Here is a 17,863-nt window from a genome sequence, read left to right on the forward strand (position 1 = left end):
CAGCAGATCAAGCGTTACGGGTGGGACGGCGTCCGGACGGCGACTGCGAAGACGGCCACGTTCACCGTGCACCGCTCAGTCGGCAAACTCGCCGATGCCGTCGACCGTGATGACGAGACCGAGCACGGTCACGACGGCCGCGGAGACCATGGGCAGCCATTGCACCAGCTGGCCGGACCCACACTGACGGAGACCTGCAAGGCTGGCGCGGGCGCTCACCAGGATCAGGCCCAGGCCGACCAGGACGCCGGCCAGACCGACGCTGAATGCGACGATCACGGTCAGGCCCAGAGCGGTGCGGCCCAGGCCGATGGCCGCCAACAGGACCGTCAGCGCCTCGGGGCAGGGGATGATTCCCCCGGACACGCCCATCGTGGCGATGCCGCGGCGGTGGTGGGCATGACGGCCGGGTGATGGTGGTGGTGTCCGCCGCCGTGGCTGCGACTGTGGTCGTGGTGGCCGTGGTCGTGCACGTCACTGTTCGCCGCCGCCCGTTGCCTCCATCTGCGGTGCGACAGCCGCGCGCCCAGGAACAGGATCGCGGCCCCGCTGGCGACCTGGAGCGCCGGCACCAGCCTGCCGGGGTGTGCTGTGGGCGCCGACCAGATAGGAGGCGAGCAGAGCCTTGGCGTGACCGGGGGCCAGGGCGTGGAAGGCGCCGAGGAGTGGTGCCGGACTGCACGGCGGCCGTGAAGTCGAGGGTGACGGAGCCTCCGGCGGCGGCCGGCAGCGCGTGGTTCGGGTACGTGGTCTCGTTGAGCGGGCCCGGGGCGGGGGGTGTGGTAACACGTGCCCTCCTGCGGAGGGGGTGAATGGCAGTGCGGGGCCACGCTGCCTTGTGACTGACGAACTACCGGCCATGGCATCGCGTGGCCGCTCTGCAGAGCATGAAAGCTGCCAACAATCACGTTGGCAAAGGGCCTGGGATGATTTGCGGAAGATGCACAGCCCTCCTTTCCCGCAGACAGGGATCGATTTCGTTCAACGAGTTGCGCGGCGTGATTTTCAAGAATCACAGGCTTTGGAGCAGTCTCTATGGGTGGCATATGAGTGGCAATAGAATCCCTGAAATTGTTGACGATAATTTTGCCCGCGAATTGAGTTGGCTGCCGAGATTGAAATAAGCGTTCGTGAAGCAGTTTCAGAGCGCTCCAGGCGCCCGCACGAGCGTTCCCATCGGCGAGGCGTTCCCTTGATCTACCATGCCCCGGGCCGGTCGGCCGGGACAGGTGCGAGCTGCGACCAATTGCGGGTGTAACCCGTTCGACGGCGGTTCGGAAACTGCTGTGCCACGCGAAGGAGACACGAAATGACGCACGAAATGAAGCGCAGGGCCCTGATCAAGGGAATCGCTGCAGCCGCCATAGCCCAAGCAAGCCCTCCTTCCGCATGCATCAGACAGAGAACCCGGACAGCACGACACTTGACCGGCCCCGCCCTTTCAGGGATGAACTTCGCTGCCTGTGAGCTTTGTTGGTCGTAGTCGCGAGCGGTCAACGTCGTGAAATGACTCGGCGGGATGGCTGCCGATCCCGCTCTCCCTTGATCACCGCAGCCGCGTCTGACTAGGTTTGACGCCGACAATCGACGATCAAGCAGGTGGGACATATGGCGGGTTTGGGTGACCTGGTGCAACTGTTCGGCCCGCCACCGGTCCGAGACCCATCCCCTGATGACTGGGCTGAGGTTGAGGGCTATGTCGGCTCGGCGCTTCCAGGCGACTTCAAGGCGTTCCTTGACGCCTATGGCACTGGCGCGATCTGCGGAGAGCTGGTGGTCTTCCACCCCCGAGGATCCAGCCCGTTGCTGGATCGAATGCGGAAGATCCACGAATCGTTCGGCCAGTCGTGGCGACGTGACTCGGACCAGTACCCGTTCCGGTTCCACCCCGCCTCGGGCGGCCTCATCTCCTGGGGATACGACTACTCCGGTGACGAGCACTTCTTCTGGCCGTGCGACCCAGAGCCGGACCGCTGGAAGATCGTCACGAACATCAACGGGACGGATTCCGAGGTCTTCGACGGATCGTTCACCGACTTCGTGCTCGCCTTCGTCGAGCGCCTGCGCGACGTGGACCCGTACCATGGGATCGACTCAGATGCCTTGGAGTTCCTTGAGCCGGAAGACCTGAACGAACTGGCAGAGCGTGGCGAGATTGGTCCGGTCGAGCCGAGCTTCGAACCGTTCTGATCCGGCTGCTTTACGAGGGCCTGTCGCTCCGGAACGAGTGATGGGGCGCTTCATCGGTCACTCCACAGCATCGGCTTCGGGAGATCGACCGCCGCACTCGCGGCGCTTGTGGCCAGTTGGGAGAGGCTGTCTTCGGCGCCGGTCAGGCTGACGCGAAGCCCCTCGACCTCGCCGAGCCAGCCTTCGCGCTCGGCTTCGGCAATACGGGCAGTGAGGTTGTCGTGCATGTCGATCAGCCGCCCCCATTGGTCCGGGTCGGGTCGGAGGAGCGCTCATCTGACACAAGCGTGCTCATGGATGCACGTTCTGAAGGCGCGTGCACAGGTTCCGATGGACACCTTCCGTTTCTCGAAATGCGCGAGGAAAGCGTCCCATTCTTGGCCGGTAGGGGTTCGGTACTCTTCGCCGGGGCGGATGGCGTAGGAGGCCACCAGCGGGACTGCCCCGTTGATGCCGGGTAGGTGGCTGATCATCGTGCTGAGGAAATCGGCGAGTTCCAGACTGGCCAGTAGGAGGCGTTCGGTATCCGTCTTGGACGGGGCGATCTGGAGCAATGGCACGAGTTCGCCAGTGGACGGGAGCCGGTATTGGGTGAAGCTGTGGTGCATCGGCTACAGCAGTTCCTCGTTACGGATTCCGGTAGCCGCAGGACCTTGATGGCGACGAAGGCCCAGAACGATTCCTCCTCCTCGTTGGTGTAATTTCTCCGCCGTCCACTGTTCGTCTCCTCGGCCCAGGTGAGGTGGCCTGCGGCGCTGGGAGCGACGGCTCTGCGCTGTGAACCGCCGGTGCTGGTGATCAGCACCCCGGGCTCGGTTCCCTGTGCGGCCCGGAGGGGATCGGCGGCAGTGCGTCGCCGACGGTCGGTCGTGCTGATCAGAACGAGGAGGACGGGCGGCCGCTCCCGTGTCCGTTGGTCCATGCGGGCCATGCGGTGCTTGCGGTCCTTGGCCTTTTGGATCTCGTCGTCGCCGATCGGGCACGGCATGGCGACCTCGATGCGTGTCGTGTCCCGTCAGGGCCGTTGGTGGTACGCCTCCTGGTCTTCAGCCTCTTTCCAAGGGCGGGCACCGCCGGCGGCAGCCGCAGGGAGTCGATGTCCGGCGCCAGCGCTTCGATCCGGGCCCAGAACAGACCCGCGAGAGTACGGGAGACGGCGTCGAGGCTGGCGAAGTCGAGCGAGGGTTGTCGCTCGCGGAGTAGCGATCGACGACGCCGTCTGCCCTCTGAACTGCGAGATCTCCGTACTTGGTTCAGTGGGCGGTGGGGGTGCGCTGCCCGATGCTCTGGGCCGACCCCGCCCAGCGTGACCGGCTTGTTGAGATCCGCGACAACCTTCTCGCCCGCGTCGCCGAGGCCGAACGCGAAGGACGGCCCGGTCAGGCAGAGAAGGCCGCCGCTGACGATCGACAGCCGCAGTCCCCAGTACGTCACGGCTCCTGCCTCGATGTCCCCCAGCCGTGGGCCCGCCCACCACGAAGAGATCACACCGGCAGCACAACAGACCAGGTGGTCAAGACGGCGATTGCCCCGGCGCCGATCACTCATCACCAATCCCGGCGAGTCATCTCCCGGCGTCCGGTCCCGTGGGCAGGCTGGTCGGCCTTCCCCGGTTGCCGGTCACGGCAGCCGCCGGAAGACCATGACGTCGGTGGTTCCGTCGATCAGGAACCAGACTCCGGCGCTGATCAGCAGAAAGCTGGACAGCAGCACGGCGACAGGGCCCAGCCAGAGTTGCCCGCCGAGTACTCCGGCTGCCCCGAGCGGGCCCAACGCACGGTTCAGCGGCCGTAGCGGCGGATGATCCTCGGCCGCCGAGACCCATTTGCTCGACACCCAGATCGCAGCGGCAAGGGACAGGGCCACCAGGCCGCCGGGCAACGCGAGAACCTTGATGGTGGCCAGCAGTTGTGATCCACCACCGAGGACGAGTGCTGCCAGGCCGAATCCGGCCTTCACCAGTCCGAGCCACGGCTGTGACGGTTTGGCCACTCACTGCCTCCGCCCTGTGGCCGACGAGTCGCCGCCATGCTCCCTCAGCCGACCGGCATTGTCGATGCCGCCGAGTGCACCGAACTCCTTGGGGGCGTCCACGAATGGCACTGACCATGACCGCAGGGCTGATTGCTAGTCCTGACGACTCCAAGAGCCAGCAGACCACAGGGATGTGATGAACCATCACCACAGTGGTTTCACACGCGGACGGTGTCACACGCTCACCTCCGGCCCGCCTCGCCCTCCACCCTGCGCCGCGTGCTGGTCCTGGTGTGTTCCGGAGGGTTTGCCGACCTGCTCGGCCACGGCCCGGCCGGGGCGTGGGCGGTCGCGGTGGACGGCAAGAGCGCCCGTGGATCGCGCACCGATGCCGCGCCCGCTGCCCACCTGCTGACCGACGTGGCGGCCGGCCGCACCGTCATGCAGTTGCGGGTGCCGGACAACGCGGGTTAGGGGTCTCGTTTTCCCTCGTCGGCCCCGGGCGGCTGGCACCGCTGCGTGAGCCCGGCTAAGGCTCATCCGGCACCAGCTCCTGACTTGCGAAGTGTCCGACACCAGCCCCTGCACCCCACGTCCGCGTCGCGCACGCACCACGGACGAGAACGGCCGCGGTTCTTCCTCGTCACCAACCTGTCCCGCCGGTGGGGCTCCCGCCCGATACCGGGCGGAGGGGGCGTCTGGGCCGAACAGGTCCTCCCTCACACATCCGGCCCCCGATCGGTGCCTGCCTGAGGCGAACCCACCGACCTCGCGAAGCGGGCTTCGCCGGGGTGTCCGACACACCTCCTCCGGCCCTCTCTGTACCGCTTACGCCCTCTGACGCCCTCCACCGCAGTTCAGAGGGCCACGAGAGGTGATCTACGTATTCACCCCGAGTAAGCGATCCGAACACCGTGGCCTGCCAGGATCGCGCCGGGCCCCAGCATGGCCGAACACACCCCGGCCGAGCCGGTCAGCCGCGCGTAGATCTCCACCATGAACGAGGCGGCCTGCTCGTGACGCACTATGACGTAGCGGATCCCTGAGCCGTTGAGGGCGTCGACGAAGCGGATGGTCTCCTCCCCGGGAATCCCGAAAACGTACTCCACACCCTCGGCCACCGTGAGTACCGTCGGGCATTCGGAGGCGTAGTGGTGGCGCCTGCCACGGTCGGCCCGCAGGCTGGATCCAGATGTGGACATGCCGCCGCGCACCGTGCGGCGGCAGGGCTCTGGGAGGACCGTGTGACCGCTTTGTCGCCCGCCACCGATGCACCGCCGGCCCGGTACGACGACCTGCGCGCTCTGGTGATCAACTGCACTCTCAAGCGCTCGCCGGAATCGAGCAACACCCAGGGACTGATCGACCGCAGCACCGCCGTCATGGACGCGCAGGGAGTGCACGTCGATGTCGTACGGGCGGTGGACCACGACATCGCCACCGGTGTGTGGCCCGATATGACGGAGCACGGCTGGGAGACGGACGCCTGGCCGGACCTCTACCAGCAGGTCCTGGCGGCCGACATCCTCGTGTTGGCCGGCCCCATCTGGCTGGGCGACAACAGTTCCGTGATGAAGCGGGTGATCGAACGCCTCTACTCCTGCTCCAGCCTGCTGAACGAGGCCGGACAGTACGCCTATTACGGGCGCGTCGGCGGCTGCCTGATCACCGGCAACGAGGACGGCGTCAAGCACTGTGCCATGAACGTCCTTTACAGCTTGCAGCACCTGGGCTACACCATCCCTCCCCAGGCGGACGCCGGATGGATCGGCGAGGCGGGCCCCGGCCCCTCGTACCTCGACCCCGGCTCGGGCGGTCCGGAGAACGACTTCACCAACCGCAACACCACCTTCATGACCTGGAACCTGCTGCACCTGTCCCGGGCGTTGAAGGATCTCGGTGGCATTCCCGCATACGGCAACCAGCGCACCGCTTGGGACGCCGGCTGCCGCCGTGACTACGAAAACCCCGAGCACCGGTAGGAACGCGACGCACTACGCACAGCAAGAAGACCTGGTCCTTGACCGAAGACCTGGACTTTGACCGGCGAAGCGCCCGGCGGCGCGGCCACCGGGGTGGACGTCAGAGTTTTGTCATGGTTTACGGACCCGTTCGGGAGAGCCCTCGGCCTACGGTCGGGACATGCACAAGCCGGAGCTCCCCACCTCACCCACGTTCTGGCGCAGCTCCGTGCGTGGCCCCTGGTTCACCTCGGTGCTCGGCGTCGTCCTGCTCGGCGGGATCACGGTGCTGTTCGTGACGGGGCTGCTGTCCTATGCCGCGTACAACCCGAACCTGTCACCGGTGAACGACATGACCCCGGACAAGGGTCTGCTCGGCTTCTACCTCTTCTCCTGGCCCACCACCCCAAGGTGGTTGTACCGCCTCACGCAGGGCGTCCACGTCACGCTCGGGATCACGTTGATCCCCGTACTGCTGGCGAAGCTGTGGTCGGTCGTGCCGAAGCTGTTCACGCTGCCGCCGGTGCGGTCGCTCGCACACGGGCTGGAGCGCGTCTCGCTGCTCCTGCTGGTCGGGGGCGCGCTGTTCGAGTTCACGACAGGTGTGCTGAACGTCCAGCTCGACTACCTCTTCCCGGGCTCCTTCTACCCGCTGCACTTCTACGGGGCCTGGGTGTTCTTCGCCGCGTTCGTGGCGCACGCCGTGCTGCGGGTGCCCATGGCGCTGCGCAATCTGCGCCACCTCCGGGGCGAGGGACAACGCCGCGAAACAGAAGACGAGTTGGTGGCACCGGATCCCGACCCGCCCACCGTCTCGCGGCGTGGCGCCCTCGGGTTCGTGGGCGGTGGATCGCTGGTGCTGTTCGCTACGACGGCCGGGCACAGTTTCGACGGGCCGTTGCGGGAGACGGCCGTTCTCGCGCCCCACGGCGGCCCCGAACCGGGCTCCGGCCCCGGTGGCTTCCAGATCAACAAGACGGCCGCGGTGGTGGGTATCGACATGCGGGAGACGAGCGAGGAGGCATGGCGGCTGGTCGTCGAGGGGCGTGGGCGCACGGTCCGGCTGAGCCGGGACGAGTTGCTGGAACTCCCGCTCCGCAGTGCCGCGTTGCCCATCGCCTGCGTGGAGGGCTGGTCGACCTCCGACCAGTGGTGGCGGGGCGTACCGCTGCGGGACCTGGCGCGGCTCGTCGGATACGAGGAGGGCGCGGCGCCCGACGTACTGGTGGAGTCGTTGCAGCGGCACGGGGCGTTCCGGCACGCGGCCCTGCGCTACAACCAGGTCCGCGACCCGCGCTCGCTGCTGGCCCTGTTCGTCAACGGCGAGGATCTGACCCCCGACCACGGTTACCCCGCGCGGATCATCGTCCCCGCGGCGCCCGGCGTGCTCAACACCAAGTGGGTGGCCCGGATGACGTTCGGAGACCTGTGATGCGACGACCTGTGATGCGACGACCTGTGATGCGACGACCTGTGATGCGACGACCTGTGACGCGACGACGACCTGTGACGCGTCGGCCGTTCGGGAAGCCCGTTCTGGGCAGTCCGCTCCAGATCCTGCTGCTGGCCTGTTCGCTCGCGCTCGCCGGGTACGCCGGAGTGCGGCTGCTCGCCGGGGACTGGTTCGGAGTGGTGCTGTGGTTCGTGGGCGCGGCGGTCCTCCACGATCTGGTACTGGTGCCCTTGTACGCGGGGGTGGACCGGGCCTTCACACGGGGGTTGGACGTGGTCGGCCATCGGGAGTGGACGCTCTATGTCCGGTTCCCGGCGGCCTTCTCCTGTCTCCTGCTGCTGATGTGGTTTCCGCTGATCAGTGGGCAGGTGTCGGGCCTCTACCGCTCCGACACCGGTCTGTCCGGCGACGGCTTCCTCGCCCGCTGGCTGCTGGTCACGGCGGTGTTGTTCGGGGGTTCCGCCGTGCTGCTCGTGCTGCGCTCGCGGAGGTCGGCGCGGTCGGAGCGGTTGCGCAGGGCGACAAAGGAGCGGCCCCCGGCCGCCCACTGAGCGCCTCGACGCCGGCCCGCGTGGCGGGCGTATCGCAGGAGGGCGGTGACCCAGTGGCCCTCACCAGGGAGCGCGTCGAAGACGGACCGGCGCAGCGCCTGCCCGCCGAGCCACACGGTGTGAGCGACGGCCCGCCTCGCTGACGTCGATACCCAGCGCTCGTCGCCCCTGCGCGGCGAGCGCCGCCACGGGCCGCCGGGCCCGCATCCCGACGTCGAGGACGACCCCTTCGTACCGCCGCGGTACCTCCAGATCCGCCTACCGGGTGCCCGACGCATCCGGAGCCGGGTCCAGGGTCCCCGCTATGGACGTACCTGGCGTCCCTGTTGAAGCGCGTGGGCGGCGTCCCCGCCCACGGAAACCAGGGCTCGGATCGGGATGCGGGCTGTCGTCTGGATGCCCCGAACCCCGACTACCGCTGAGCCGACCGGGTCAGAGGCTCTGGGCGGGCCAGTTCAGCAGTCGGGCGCCGATGACGGCGGTCTGGAGCGTGTAGCGGTGGGCCGGGTCGGCGGGGTTGGCGCCGGTCAGCTTGTGGATGCGTTCCAGGCGGTAGGTCAGGGCGCGCACGCTCAGGGAGAGGCGGCGCGCGGCCTCGGCGGCGACGCAGCCCGAGTCGAAGTACGCGGTGAGGGTGTCCAGGAGGTGCTCGGGGCCACCGCGGGCGGTGGTGAGCGGGCCGAGGGCGTCGAGGGCGAGGTCGGCCATGGCCTGGCGGTCTCGGGTGAGGACGGGGTAGACCAGCAGGTCGGCGGCGCGCAGCACCGGGTCGTCGAGTTCGAGGCGTTCGGCGAGTTCGAGGGTGTTCAGTGCCTCTTCGTAGGACTGGACGACCCCGCCGGGGCCGGGTTGGGGGCGGCCGATGGCGACGAGTCCGCCGTCCGAGGCCGCGTACGCCTGCTTGGCGAAGTAGGTGAGGACGTCGTCCTGGTCGCCGGGCGCGACGCACAGCATACGGCCGTCCTTGGTGGTGAACAGAATGTTGCGGTCGCCGAAGCGCGCGATGAGGGACTGTTCCACCTGTCGTGGCACTACGGCGCCCGCGTCGTAGGCGGTCGTGCTCTGCGCCACGGCCACGGCGTGCGCGTGGGAGAGGCGTAGGCCGAAGCGCTCGGCGAGGCGGCCCAGGTCGCTGCGGCCGTAGAGGAGGTCGTCGATGAACTCGCGGCGCGCCGCCTCCTCTTTCCGTACGGCGAGGAACTGTGCTCGTTCGTAGCCCTCGGCGAAGGCGTCGATGACCTGTTGGATCGCGGCAAGTGTGCTGTCGACGGAACCGGGCGTCGCGGGCCAGGCGACGCGGGCGGCGGACAGGTGGGCGCTGACGAGGGCGCGCAGGCCGTGACCGGCGTCGGCGGCCTGTTCGCCAAGGGTGCGGCGTGACTCGATCTCCTCGCGGGTGAGGCGCCGACCGGTGGCCGAGACCTCCGCCAGGATCAGGGCATAGCCCTTCAGATACTGCTCGGATATGTCGTGCCCCGTCACGTCGTCCCCTGGTTTCTTGACGGCCCGGTGACGACTTCTTAGCGGCGACCGGCATGCAGACCCTAATGAACACTGCCGGGAACCGGCAATGCGCTGGTCGGTACCTGACATGCACGATGTGCGCAGGGGAGCACGGCGGATGCTTTCGGTGCCGGACACCTGGGTGGTGTCCGACACCGAAAGCCGGAGGGGAGCCGTGCGCCACCGAAACAGGTCGGCATCACAACACGACGAACGGAGGGTGGGGGCATGTGGTCGTTTCTCGTGGCTGTCAGCGGTTTTCCCACCATCCTGTTCACGGCCGCGCTCGTCGTGGTTGTCGGCTTCTGGCTGCTGGTCGCCGTCGGAGCGGCGGAGTCCCACGGCTTCGACGGCCACGTGCACTTCGACGCCTGGGGGATGGGCGGGATACCGGTCACGGTCGTCTTCTCCCTGGCGACCGCGATCGGCTGGTTCCTGAGTCTGAGCGCGACCGTCCTGCTCGATCCCCTGGCGTCCTCCGGGGTGGTCCGCGGGCTGGCCGGGCTGGTGGTCCTGGCGGGGGCACTGCTGATCGCCTGGCGTGTGACCCGCGTGCTCGTACGGCCGTTGTGCCACCTCTTTCCCGATGAACGGGGGCCGTCCCGGCTGGACTTCGTGGGACTTACCTGCACCATCCGCACGGGGCGGGTGGACGTCGGCTTCGGCCAGGCCGAGGTCGCGGCCAAGGACAGCTCCACCGCGGTGGTGCAGGTGCGCCAGACCGCGGACGAGGTCCTCACCAGCGGCAGTACCGGCCTGTTGTACGCCTACGACGAGGTCGGCGAGTTCATCTGGGTCGCGCCGTACGACACGGCGCGCGACCCGCGGGGCCACGGCACCTGAGTCGCCCGCGCCCGCTGGACGCCGCACCTTCTGACCCGCTTGAAGTTCCTTATGCCTCAAGGACGTTTGCCATGGATGTCCTCTCCGTGGGCATCGGCGTGCTCGTCGCCGTTGTCCTCCTCATCGCGATCACCATGCTGTTGGTGGTCGGCCGGCTGTTCCGCAAGGTGGAGCAGGGACGGGCGCTGATCATCTCCAAGACGAAGAAGGTGGATGTCACCTTCACCGGTGCCGTGGTGCTACCGGTGCTGCACAAGGCCGAATACATGGACATCTCGGTGAAGTCCATCGAGATCCGCCGCACCGGCCGTGAGGGTCTGATCTGCCAGGACAACATCCGCGCCGACATCCACATCAGCTTTGGCCGAACGTGTCCCGGGCGCGGGCGAGCGACACCGCGCGGCGTTTCAGGGTCGCGCGCTCCTCGGCGGGAAGCGTGTGGGCCCAGAACAGCTGGGCGGCGGCGCGGGCGGCGGGTTCGTGACGGAGAAGGGCCGCCCTCCCGCGATCGCCGACTTCCGGGCGGAGCTGGCAGTCCACGCCGGCGAGGCGTCCGCCGCGTACCTCTTCGAGGAGCTGACGACCGACCCTGACGGCTGTGGATCTGGTTCTTGAGGTGCTCCGCTCTCCTTGGGCGGTGTGTCGCGTGCGCGGCGAAGGCAGAGTGCCGGCCCGCGGCTCAATTGGCGCGAGATCGCCGACGCGGCCTGGTTTCCCGGGGTGCTACCGGCGGTAACAGCAGAGGTGTCGCGGCATGCCTCTGCATGTCTCCCGCACCTCCCGCACCTCCCGTACCTCTTCCGGAAGGCACCTCATGGAGAATTCGGCGTCGCCCACAATGATCAGCAGACGAAGGGCTTTGACGGTGGCCGGCGGCGTGGCAGCCGGCGCCGCCCTCGCGGCGCACGCGGTACCGGCGTTCGCGGCCGGGGCGTCGGACGCCGACGCCATCGTCGTCGGCGGCGGCCTCGCCGGTCTGGTCGCGACGGCCGAACTGGTCGCCGCTGGGCGCAAAGTGCTGCTCCTGGACCAGGAACCCGAGTCCAACCTGGGCGGACAGGCGTTCTGGTCCTTCGGCGGTCTGTTCCTGATCGACTCCGACGAGCAGCGACTCATGGGCATCAAGGACTCCCAAGAGCTCGCGTGGCAGGACTGGTTGGGCACGGCGGGCTTCGACCGCGGCATCGACGACCCGGGCGGCCAGGACTACTGGGCCCACAAGTGGGCCGAGGCGTATGTGGACTTCGCCGCGGGGGAGAAGCGGTCCTGGCTCTACGGCCTGGGGATCCGCTGGTTCCCGATCGTGGGCTGGGCCGAGCGCGGCGGCGGACTCGCGGACGGGCACGGCAACTCGGTGCCCCGCTTCCACGTCACCTGGGGCACCGGTCCGGCCGTGGTCGAGCCGTTCGAGAAGCAGGTGCGGGCCGCGGTCGCGAACGGGAAGGTGACCTTCAAGTTCCGGCATCGTGTTGATGAGATCGTGCGTACCGGCGGTGTGGTGACCGGTGTGCGCGGCGCGATCCTCGAACCCAGTACCGCGGCGCGCGGCAAGGCCAGTTCCCGTACGGTGGTCGGCGACTTCGAGCTGCACGCCCCGGTCGTGATCGTCACCTCGGGCGGGATAGGGGCCAACCACGATCTGGTACGGCAGAACTGGCCGGCCCGGCTCGGCACCCCGCCCAAGTTCATGGTCACCGGTGTGCCGGCGTACGTGGACGGGCGGATGCTGGGGATCACCGCGGCGGCGGGCGGCCGAGTCGTCAACCCCGACCGGATGTGGCACTACACCGAGGGCCTCAGGAACTACGACCCGATCTGGGCCAACCACGGCATCCGCATCCTCCCGGGACCGTCCTCGATGTGGTTCGACGCCAAGGGCAAGCGGTTCTCCGCCCCCGACATGCCGGGCTACGACACCCTCCACACCCTGGGCTCGATCACCGCCAGCGGCTACGACTACTCCTGGTTCGTCACCACGCAGAAGATCATCGCGAAGGAGTTCGCGCTCTCAGGTTCCGAGCAGAACCCGGACCTCACCAACAAGGACATCCTGAAGCTTCTCTCGCGCATCTGGCAGACGCCGGAGCCGATCGAGAAGTTCAAGAAGAACGGTGTCGACTTCGTCGTCGCCTCCAGCCTCTCCGAACTCGTCCTCGGGATGAACAAGCTGACCGGTGACGGTCTGATCCAACTGGCCGACCTCCAGCGGCAGATCGAGGCGAGGGACCGGGAGATCGGCAACCCGTACACGAAGGACGTCCAGGTGATGGGCATCCGCAACGCGCTGGCCTACACCGGGGACTCACTCAGCCGCACCGCCGCGATCCACAGGATCCTGGACCCCAGTGCCGGCCCGCTGATCGCCGTACGGCTCAACATCCTCACCCGCAAGACCCTGGGCGGCCTGCAGACCGACCTCTCCGGTCGCGTTCTGGACGCCTCCGGCGCTCCGGTTCCCGGTCTGTACGCGGCTGGTGAGGTCGCCGGATTCGGCGGCGGGGGGGTGCACGGATACCGCTCCCTGGAAGGGACGTTCCTGGGCGGCTGCCTGTTCTCCGGACGGCAGGCAGGACGCGCGGCGGCCGCGGCGATCTGAGCCGTACGGCCAGCCGGGCACCGACCTCCCGAAGCGTGCGACCGCTCTCCGCCCAGCGGCAACTTGGTGCTCCAGTGGCAGTTCACTGTCGCCGCTGGTCAAAGTCGCCGCTGGTCAAACTGCCGGGTACGTCCATCAGGGTGTGCCGCACGGGTTCCAGGATGTCCTCAGCCCTGCACGGCGTCGCAGACGTGGTACGCGACGCCGCGCAGGCATAGGGGGCCGAGACCTGATGGCTCGCCGTCTCAGGGGAGGGTGACCGCGCGGCGAAGGGTGTCCCGGCACGCGAGTACGGCGGGGTGCTGGCTGCGGCCGCGGCGTACGACGGTGAAAATGCGACGTGTGCGCTGGCCGCGGGGGAGTTGCCGCAGAGCGACGGTCGGGTGCTGTCCGCTCCAGACGAGGTCGGGAAGGAAGGCGGCGGCGTGTTTCTGCTCGACGAGGCGGAGATGGAGCAGGAGGTCGGTGGTCTCGAACCGCACATCGGGTTCGAAGCCGGCGTCGCGGCACAGGGTCATGGCCCAGTGCCGGGCGCTCGTGCCTTCCGGTTCCAACGCCCAGGGATGGTCCGCAAGTGAGCGCAGTGCCGCCATGGGGCTCTCGGCGTGCGCATCGTCCGGGGGCTTCGGCAGTGCGAGGTGGAGGGGGTCGTCGAGCAGGTCCTCCTCTTCGAGTTCAGGGGGCCGCGGGTTGGGGTTGCCGGGGTATGCCTCGGCGAGGACGAGGTCGAAGTCGCGGGCCTGCAGGGCGGACAGGGCCCTTTCCGGCTCCATCTGTGTGACGTGGACCCTCAGGTGCGGGTGCCGATCACGCAGGAGGTCGAGCGCGGTGGGAACCAGGGCCAGGGCGGCCGTCTGGAACGAGGCGATGCGAAGGGTGCCGGTCAGGTCCGTCAGGGAGGTGGCGATGTCCGCCTCCGCGCGCTCCAGGCGTTCGAGAACCGCTTCCGTGTGGGCGACGAGGATCTCGGCCTGCTCGGTCAGCCGCACCCGTCGCCCGACCGGTTCCAGCAGCCGGACGCCCACCTCGGCTTCCAGTTGCGAGAGCTGCTGGGAAACGGAGGACGGGGCGTAGGACAGGGCGGTGGCGACGGCCGCCAGAGTGCCGCGGTGCTTGAGTTCGCGCAGCAGGCGCAGTCGGTGCAGGTCGAACATCGGCAGACCGCTCTCCTCGCCGACGTGGAGCGATGGCTAAATGGTCGGTTTCTCTGATGACTATCGGTCGAAAACTTTCGCTGGACCGATTGTATGCGGACGCTACATCCTGATCGTGTGACCGAGACCGTTTCCTCTCTGCGTGCCCTGCCGTGGTCCGTGCGGCCCGACGCCCGTATGTGGCGGTGCGAACCCGCCCCCGCCGAGGTGCGGGGCTTTCACGCCGCGCTGCCCGACTACTCACCCACCCCGCTGGTCGAACTCCCCCCGCTGGCGGCGGAGTTCGGTGTCGGCCGGGTGTTCGTCAAGGACGAGTCGTGCCGTCTGGGGCTGCCCGCGTTCAAGGCGCTGGGTGCTTCCTGGGCGGTCCACCGCGCCCTTGCCGAGAGCGCCGCGAGCGGCAAGGAACCGAGTCCGCTCACCCTGGTGACCGCTACCGACGGTAACCATGGCCGGGCGGTGGCCCGCACGGCACGCCTGCTCGGGCAGCACGCCCACGTTTTCGTCCCTCAGGGCGTGCATCCGCAGGCCGTGGCGGCCATAGTCGCCGAGCAGGCGAAGGTCACCGAGGTCGCGGGGCCGTACGACGAGGCCGTACGCCTGGCGGCCCTGGCGGCCGCCGCGCCGGACGCGGTCCTGGTCCAGGACACCGCCTGGCCGGGCTATGAGCAGATCCCGGGGTGGATCGTCGAGGGCTACTCCACCCTCTGCGCCGAGATCGACGAGCAGCTGGCGGGTGAAGGGGTCGTCGCAGGACCCGACTTGGTCTCCATCCCGGTGGGTGTCGGGTCACTGGCACAGGCCGTGGTCACCCACTACCGAAGCCGCCCGTCCGGACGGGCGCCGGCGCTGCTGTCGGTGGAACCGGAGACCGCGGCCTGCGTCCTCGAGAGTCTCACCGTCGGTGAGCCCGTCAGCGTCACCACCGGCGACACCATCATGGCCGGGCTGAACTGCGGCACTCCCTCAAGCATCGCCTGGCCCTACCTGCACAGTGGGCTGGACGCCGCTGTCGCCGTCTCCGACGCCGACAGCACCAGCGCGGCCGCCGGACTCGCCGCCCTCGGTGTCTCCTCGGGGCCGTGCGGAGCCGCCACGCTCGCCGGTCTCCGTACGGTGCTCACCGGCGCGGGTGCCGAAGAGCGCCGTACGGCACTGGGACTCGATGCGACCTCGGTGATCGTGCTGGTGAGCACCGAGGGTCCGGCCGCCAACCCGCACTTCACCACCGATCACTGAACACGCGACGCCTGAAGGACGCCTGCGTCGAACCACCGCACCTTCATCACCACGCACCAGACCGGCTGGACCACGGGGAGGGCGGCAGCGTGCTGACCCACTGCGCCGCCGCACTCGGTGTGCTCGGCCCGCTGACCATCGTGCCCGGCCCGGACATCGCGCGCCCTCCCACCCTCCACGTACCCCGCCCCCGATCCCCCAGGGCGGAGTCAGACTTCGGAAGGCCCATATGCTCCCCGAGACCGGCTCGACTCCACCGTCCCCTCAACCTCTGGACTCGGAACCCGGCCGCCTGCTGGCCCGGCTGATCGCCATCGACTCCGTCAACCCCGACCTCGTTCCCGGCGGGGCCGGCGAGAGCGCCATCGCCGACTTCTGCGGCGAATGGCTGGCTGCCCGCGGCTTCGAGGTGCACCGCCTGGAAAGGCGCCCCGGCCGGCCCTCGCTCGTAGCGATCGCCCACGGTACCGGTGGCGGCCGCTCCCTCATGCTCAACGGCCACCTCGACACGGTCAGCCTCGCCGACCACGACGGAGACCCGCTCGAGCCGCGGATCAGCGACGGCAAGATGTTCGGCCGCGGCACCTTCGACATGAAGGGTGGCATCGCGGCGATGATGGTCGCCGCCGCCCGCACCGCCGCGCACGCTCCTCTGCGTGGCGACGTCATCCTCGCCTGCGTCGCCGACGAGGAACACGGCAGCTCGGGCACCGAGGAGGTGCTGGAGTCCTTCACCGCCGACGCGGCGATCGTCACAGAGCCGAGCCACCTCGAAGTCACCCTCGCCCACAAGGGCTTCGCCTGGTTCGACGTGGAGATCGAGGGCCGCGCGGCCCACGGCTCACGACCCGAACTCGGCATCGACTCCATCACCAAGGCAGGTCACTTCCTCGTCGCGCTCGAGGAACTGGGACAGCGGCTCGCGCAGGGCCCCGCGCATTCCCTCCTGGGTACCGGCACCGTGCATGCCTCCGTCATCCACGGCGGCGAGGAACCCTCCACCTATCCGGCGCACTGCCGCATCACCCTGGAGCGCCGCACCGTCCCCGGCGAGAGCGCGGACAGTGTCGAGCGGGAACTGACCGCCGTACTCGACCGCCTTGCCCACACGGTCCCAGACTTCCGCTACCGCCTGACGCCCGGCCTGCACCGGGAGCCCTTCGAGGCCGACCCCGAGTCGCTCATCGTCCGCACCCTCACCCGCCGCGCGGAGCAGGCCCTCGGCCGCCCGCCCGTGGTGCGCGCCGAGCCCTTCTGGACCGACTGCGCTCTCCTGGACCGCGCGGGCATTCCCTGCGTGCTCTTCGGTGTCGACGGCGCAGGCGCGCACGCGGCCACCGAGTACGTCAACCTCGCCTCGCTGGACCGCCTCACCGACATCCTCACCGGCACCATCGCCGACTTCTGTTCCTGAGCCCTGTACCGGACCCGAACCTGGACCCGGTACTGAACGAAATACGCATCACCACGCCAAGTGCCCCGGAACCTGCGACTGCGGAAGTCGGGATCATGTACTCCCTGCGCGCCATCGCCCCGCGCATGGCCGACGGCCCGCTGCCCGCGGTGGGCCTACGCAGGGAAACGCCTCGGGCGCCGAAGGGTGGCGGCGACGGGGAGACGATGAGTACGGGACATCGAACGCATACTTCTTGAACCAGCGATGGCCCCGACGAACAAGGGGGAGGGAAGATCGTGATTCGTTCGGCTCGCCTCAGCGCCAGGAACTACTGTCGCGAGCGTGATCGAACATGATGCTCTCAGCGCCACCCGTGAGGCCTACGACGCCGTTGCCCCCGTGTATGCGCAGCGGTTCCGCGACGAGCTGCGCGACAGGCCCCTGGACCGCGCGATGTTGGGTGCCTTCGCCGAGGTCGTAAGTGCGAGAGGGGACGGTCAGGTCGCGGATCTGGGGTGCGGGCCTGGTCATATCACCGCTTACCTGGACGAGTTGGGGCTGGCGGCGTTTGGCGTCGATGGCTCTTCTGCGATGATCGAGTTGGCTCGACAGGCCTACCCGGGCCTGCGGTTCGACGTGGGCTCGATGGCCGCGTTGAACATCGCTGACGGGGCGCTGGGCGGCGTACTCTCACGCTGGTCCGTCATCCACACTCCGCCGCAAGAAGTCCCCGTCATCTTGGCGGAGTTCCACCGGGTGCTGGCACCTGGCGGCCACCTTCTGGTCGGCTTTTCGGCCAGCGACGATCCGTCTCACCCGACGCAGGTCTTCGACCACGCAGTCGCGCCGGCCTATCGGTGGTCGCCCGATCACTTCGCCGCGACGCTGCGCAAGTCCGGGTTGGCCGAGGTGGCCCGGATGGTTCGCGAGCCTCAGCCCACCGATCGACGGCAGTTCAAGGAGATTCACCTGCTTGCCCGCAAAGGCTAGTAGCGTGTCGCTG

At 68.5% G+C, this 17,863-nt stretch carries 16 protein-coding genes and 2 pseudogenes; 11 read left to right on the forward strand and 7 right to left on the reverse strand.

Annotated features, from left to right (window positions below; genetic code table 11):
- Window positions 1-75 precede the first annotated feature (75 nt).
- The gene (locus OG568_RS47515; RefSeq protein ID WP_329536133.1) at window positions 76-366 is read right to left on the reverse strand and encodes a hypothetical protein; all 291 of its coding nucleotides are present in this window, start codon (window positions 364-366) and stop codon (window positions 76-78) included.
- Between the two features lie 1,242 nt (window positions 367-1,608).
- Here OG568_RS47515 and OG568_RS47520 point away from each other — a divergent pair.
- Window positions 1,609-2,190 carry a hypothetical protein gene (locus tag OG568_RS47520; protein ID WP_329536134.1) on the forward strand — a complete coding sequence of 194 codons (582 nt, stop codon included), beginning with the start codon at window positions 1,609-1,611 and terminating at the stop codon, window positions 2,188-2,190.
- 50 nt (window positions 2,191-2,240) lie between these two features.
- Here the strand turns inward: OG568_RS47520 and OG568_RS47525 are convergent, their stop codons facing one another.
- The 3 genes from OG568_RS47525 to OG568_RS47535 form a co-directional block, all read right to left on the reverse strand.
- Window positions 2,241-2,417 carry a hypothetical protein gene (locus OG568_RS47525; RefSeq protein WP_329536135.1) on the reverse strand — a complete coding sequence of 59 codons (177 nt, stop codon included), beginning with the start codon at window positions 2,415-2,417 and terminating at the stop codon, window positions 2,241-2,243.
- Between the two features lie 45 nt (window positions 2,418-2,462).
- On the reverse strand, window positions 2,463-2,798 hold the full coding sequence (locus OG568_RS47530) for a hypothetical protein (protein ID WP_329536136.1): 336 nt from the start codon (window positions 2,796-2,798) through the stop codon (window positions 2,463-2,465).
- A 1,012-nt stretch (window positions 2,799-3,810) separates the two neighbouring features.
- Window positions 3,811-4,182, reverse strand: a complete 372-nt coding sequence (locus OG568_RS47535; RefSeq protein WP_329536137.1) for a hypothetical protein — start codon at window positions 4,180-4,182, stop codon at window positions 3,811-3,813.
- Between the two features lie 213 nt (window positions 4,183-4,395).
- On the opposite strand from OG568_RS47535, the gene OG568_RS47540 reads away from it, so the two are divergent.
- Window positions 4,396-4,638 carry a hypothetical protein gene (locus OG568_RS47540; protein ID WP_329536138.1) on the forward strand — a complete coding sequence of 81 codons (243 nt, stop codon included), beginning with the start codon at window positions 4,396-4,398 and terminating at the stop codon, window positions 4,636-4,638.
- A 419-nt stretch (window positions 4,639-5,057) separates the two neighbouring features.
- Here the strand turns inward: OG568_RS47540 and OG568_RS47545 are convergent.
- Window positions 5,058-5,285: pseudogene (locus OG568_RS47545) on the reverse strand (thiamine pyrophosphate-binding protein); the annotation flags it as partial.
- 123 nt (window positions 5,286-5,408) lie between these two features.
- On the opposite strand from OG568_RS47545, the gene OG568_RS47550 reads away from it, so the two are divergent.
- The 3 genes from OG568_RS47550 to OG568_RS47560 all read left to right on the forward strand — a co-directional run bounded on the left by OG568_RS47550 (window position 5,409) and on the right by OG568_RS47560 (window position 8,129).
- Window positions 5,409-6,146 (forward strand): flavodoxin family protein, encoded by a 738-nt coding sequence (locus OG568_RS47550; protein WP_329536139.1) that lies wholly within the window; start codon window positions 5,409-5,411, stop codon window positions 6,144-6,146.
- 160 nt (window positions 6,147-6,306) lie between these two features.
- Window positions 6,307-7,557 carry a molybdopterin-dependent oxidoreductase gene (locus OG568_RS47555; protein WP_329536140.1) on the forward strand — a complete coding sequence of 417 codons (1,251 nt, stop codon included), beginning with the start codon at window positions 6,307-6,309 and terminating at the stop codon, window positions 7,555-7,557.
- Between the two features lie 44 nt (window positions 7,558-7,601).
- A complete protein-coding gene (locus OG568_RS47560) occupies window positions 7,602-8,129 on the forward strand; it encodes a hypothetical protein (RefSeq protein WP_329536141.1) in 528 nt (175 codons plus the stop codon).
- Between the two features lie 432 nt (window positions 8,130-8,561).
- Here OG568_RS47560 and OG568_RS47570 read toward each other — a convergent pair whose 3' ends face one another.
- Window positions 8,562-9,611: a PucR family transcriptional regulator gene (locus OG568_RS47570; protein ID WP_329536142.1), complete on the reverse strand. Its 1,050-nt coding sequence runs from the start codon at window positions 9,609-9,611 to the stop codon at window positions 8,562-8,564.
- Between the two features lie 249 nt (window positions 9,612-9,860).
- Between OG568_RS47570 and OG568_RS47575 the strand changes: the two genes are divergently transcribed.
- The 3 genes and pseudogenes from OG568_RS47575 (at window position 9,861) to OG568_RS47585 (ending at window position 13,071) form a co-directional block, all read left to right on the forward strand.
- Window positions 9,861-10,475: a hypothetical protein gene (locus OG568_RS47575; RefSeq protein ID WP_329536143.1), complete on the forward strand. Its 615-nt coding sequence runs from the start codon at window positions 9,861-9,863 to the stop codon at window positions 10,473-10,475.
- 71 nt (window positions 10,476-10,546) lie between these two features.
- Window positions 10,547-10,837, forward strand: a pseudogene (locus OG568_RS47580) (flotillin family protein); the annotation flags it as partial.
- A 452-nt stretch (window positions 10,838-11,289) separates the two neighbouring features.
- Window positions 11,290-13,071, forward strand: a complete 1,782-nt coding sequence (locus OG568_RS47585) for an FAD-binding dehydrogenase (RefSeq protein ID WP_329536646.1) — start codon at window positions 11,290-11,292, stop codon at window positions 13,069-13,071.
- Window positions 13,072-13,316: 245 nt separating this feature from the next.
- Here OG568_RS47585 and OG568_RS47590 read toward each other — a convergent pair whose 3' ends face one another.
- Window positions 13,317-14,225: a LysR substrate-binding domain-containing protein gene (locus tag OG568_RS47590; RefSeq protein WP_329536144.1), complete on the reverse strand. Its 909-nt coding sequence runs from the start codon at window positions 14,223-14,225 to the stop codon at window positions 13,317-13,319.
- Between the two features lie 117 nt (window positions 14,226-14,342).
- Here OG568_RS47590 and OG568_RS47595 point away from each other — a divergent pair, with 117 nt between their 5' ends.
- The 3 genes from OG568_RS47595 (at window position 14,343) to OG568_RS47605 (ending at window position 17,850) form a co-directional block, all read left to right on the forward strand.
- Window positions 14,343-15,464: a diaminopropionate ammonia-lyase gene (locus tag OG568_RS47595; protein WP_443077835.1), complete on the forward strand. Its 1,122-nt coding sequence runs from the start codon at window positions 14,343-14,345 to the stop codon at window positions 15,462-15,464.
- 229 nt (window positions 15,465-15,693) lie between these two features.
- Window positions 15,694-16,878 (forward strand): ArgE/DapE family deacylase, encoded by a 1,185-nt coding sequence (locus OG568_RS47600; protein WP_329536145.1) that lies wholly within the window; start codon window positions 15,694-15,696, stop codon window positions 16,876-16,878.
- Between the two features lie 324 nt (window positions 16,879-17,202).
- A complete protein-coding gene (locus tag OG568_RS47605; protein WP_329536146.1) occupies window positions 17,203-17,850 on the forward strand; it encodes a class I SAM-dependent methyltransferase in 648 nt (215 codons plus the stop codon).
- Window positions 17,851-17,863: the final 13 nt, after the last annotated feature.

The sequence above is a fragment of the Streptomyces sp. NBC_01450 genome, assembly GCF_036227505.1.
In the GTDB taxonomy this organism is placed as follows: Bacteria; Actinomycetota; Actinomycetes; order Streptomycetales; family Streptomycetaceae; genus Streptomyces.

Excerpts from the sequence above, each read along its gene's own strand:
- OG568_RS47520 (WP_329536134.1), top strand. The coding sequence starts at position 1,609 with ATGGCGGGTTTGGGTGACCTGGTGCAACTGTTCGGCCCGCCACCGGTC.
- OG568_RS47525 (WP_329536135.1), bottom strand. The coding sequence starts at position 2,417 with ATGCACGACAACCTCACTGCCCGTATTGCCGAAGCCGAGCGCGAAGGC.
- OG568_RS47530 (WP_329536136.1), bottom strand. The coding sequence starts at position 2,798 with ATGCACCACAGCTTCACCCAATACCGGCTCCCGTCCACTGGCGAACTC.
- OG568_RS47555 (WP_329536140.1), top strand. The coding sequence starts at position 6,307 with ATGCACAAGCCGGAGCTCCCCACCTCACCCACGTTCTGGCGCAGCTCC.
- OG568_RS47560 (WP_329536141.1), top strand. The coding sequence starts at position 7,602 with ATGCGACGACCTGTGACGCGACGACGACCTGTGACGCGTCGGCCGTTC.
- OG568_RS47575 (WP_329536143.1), top strand. The coding sequence starts at position 9,861 with ATGTGGTCGTTTCTCGTGGCTGTCAGCGGTTTTCCCACCATCCTGTTC.
- OG568_RS47585 (WP_329536646.1), top strand. The coding sequence starts at position 11,290 with ATGGAGAATTCGGCGTCGCCCACAATGATCAGCAGACGAAGGGCTTTG.
- OG568_RS47590 (WP_329536144.1), bottom strand. The coding sequence starts at position 14,225 with ATGTTCGACCTGCACCGACTGCGCCTGCTGCGCGAACTCAAGCACCGC.
- OG568_RS47600 (WP_329536145.1), top strand. The coding sequence starts at position 15,694 with ATGCTCCCCGAGACCGGCTCGACTCCACCGTCCCCTCAACCTCTGGAC.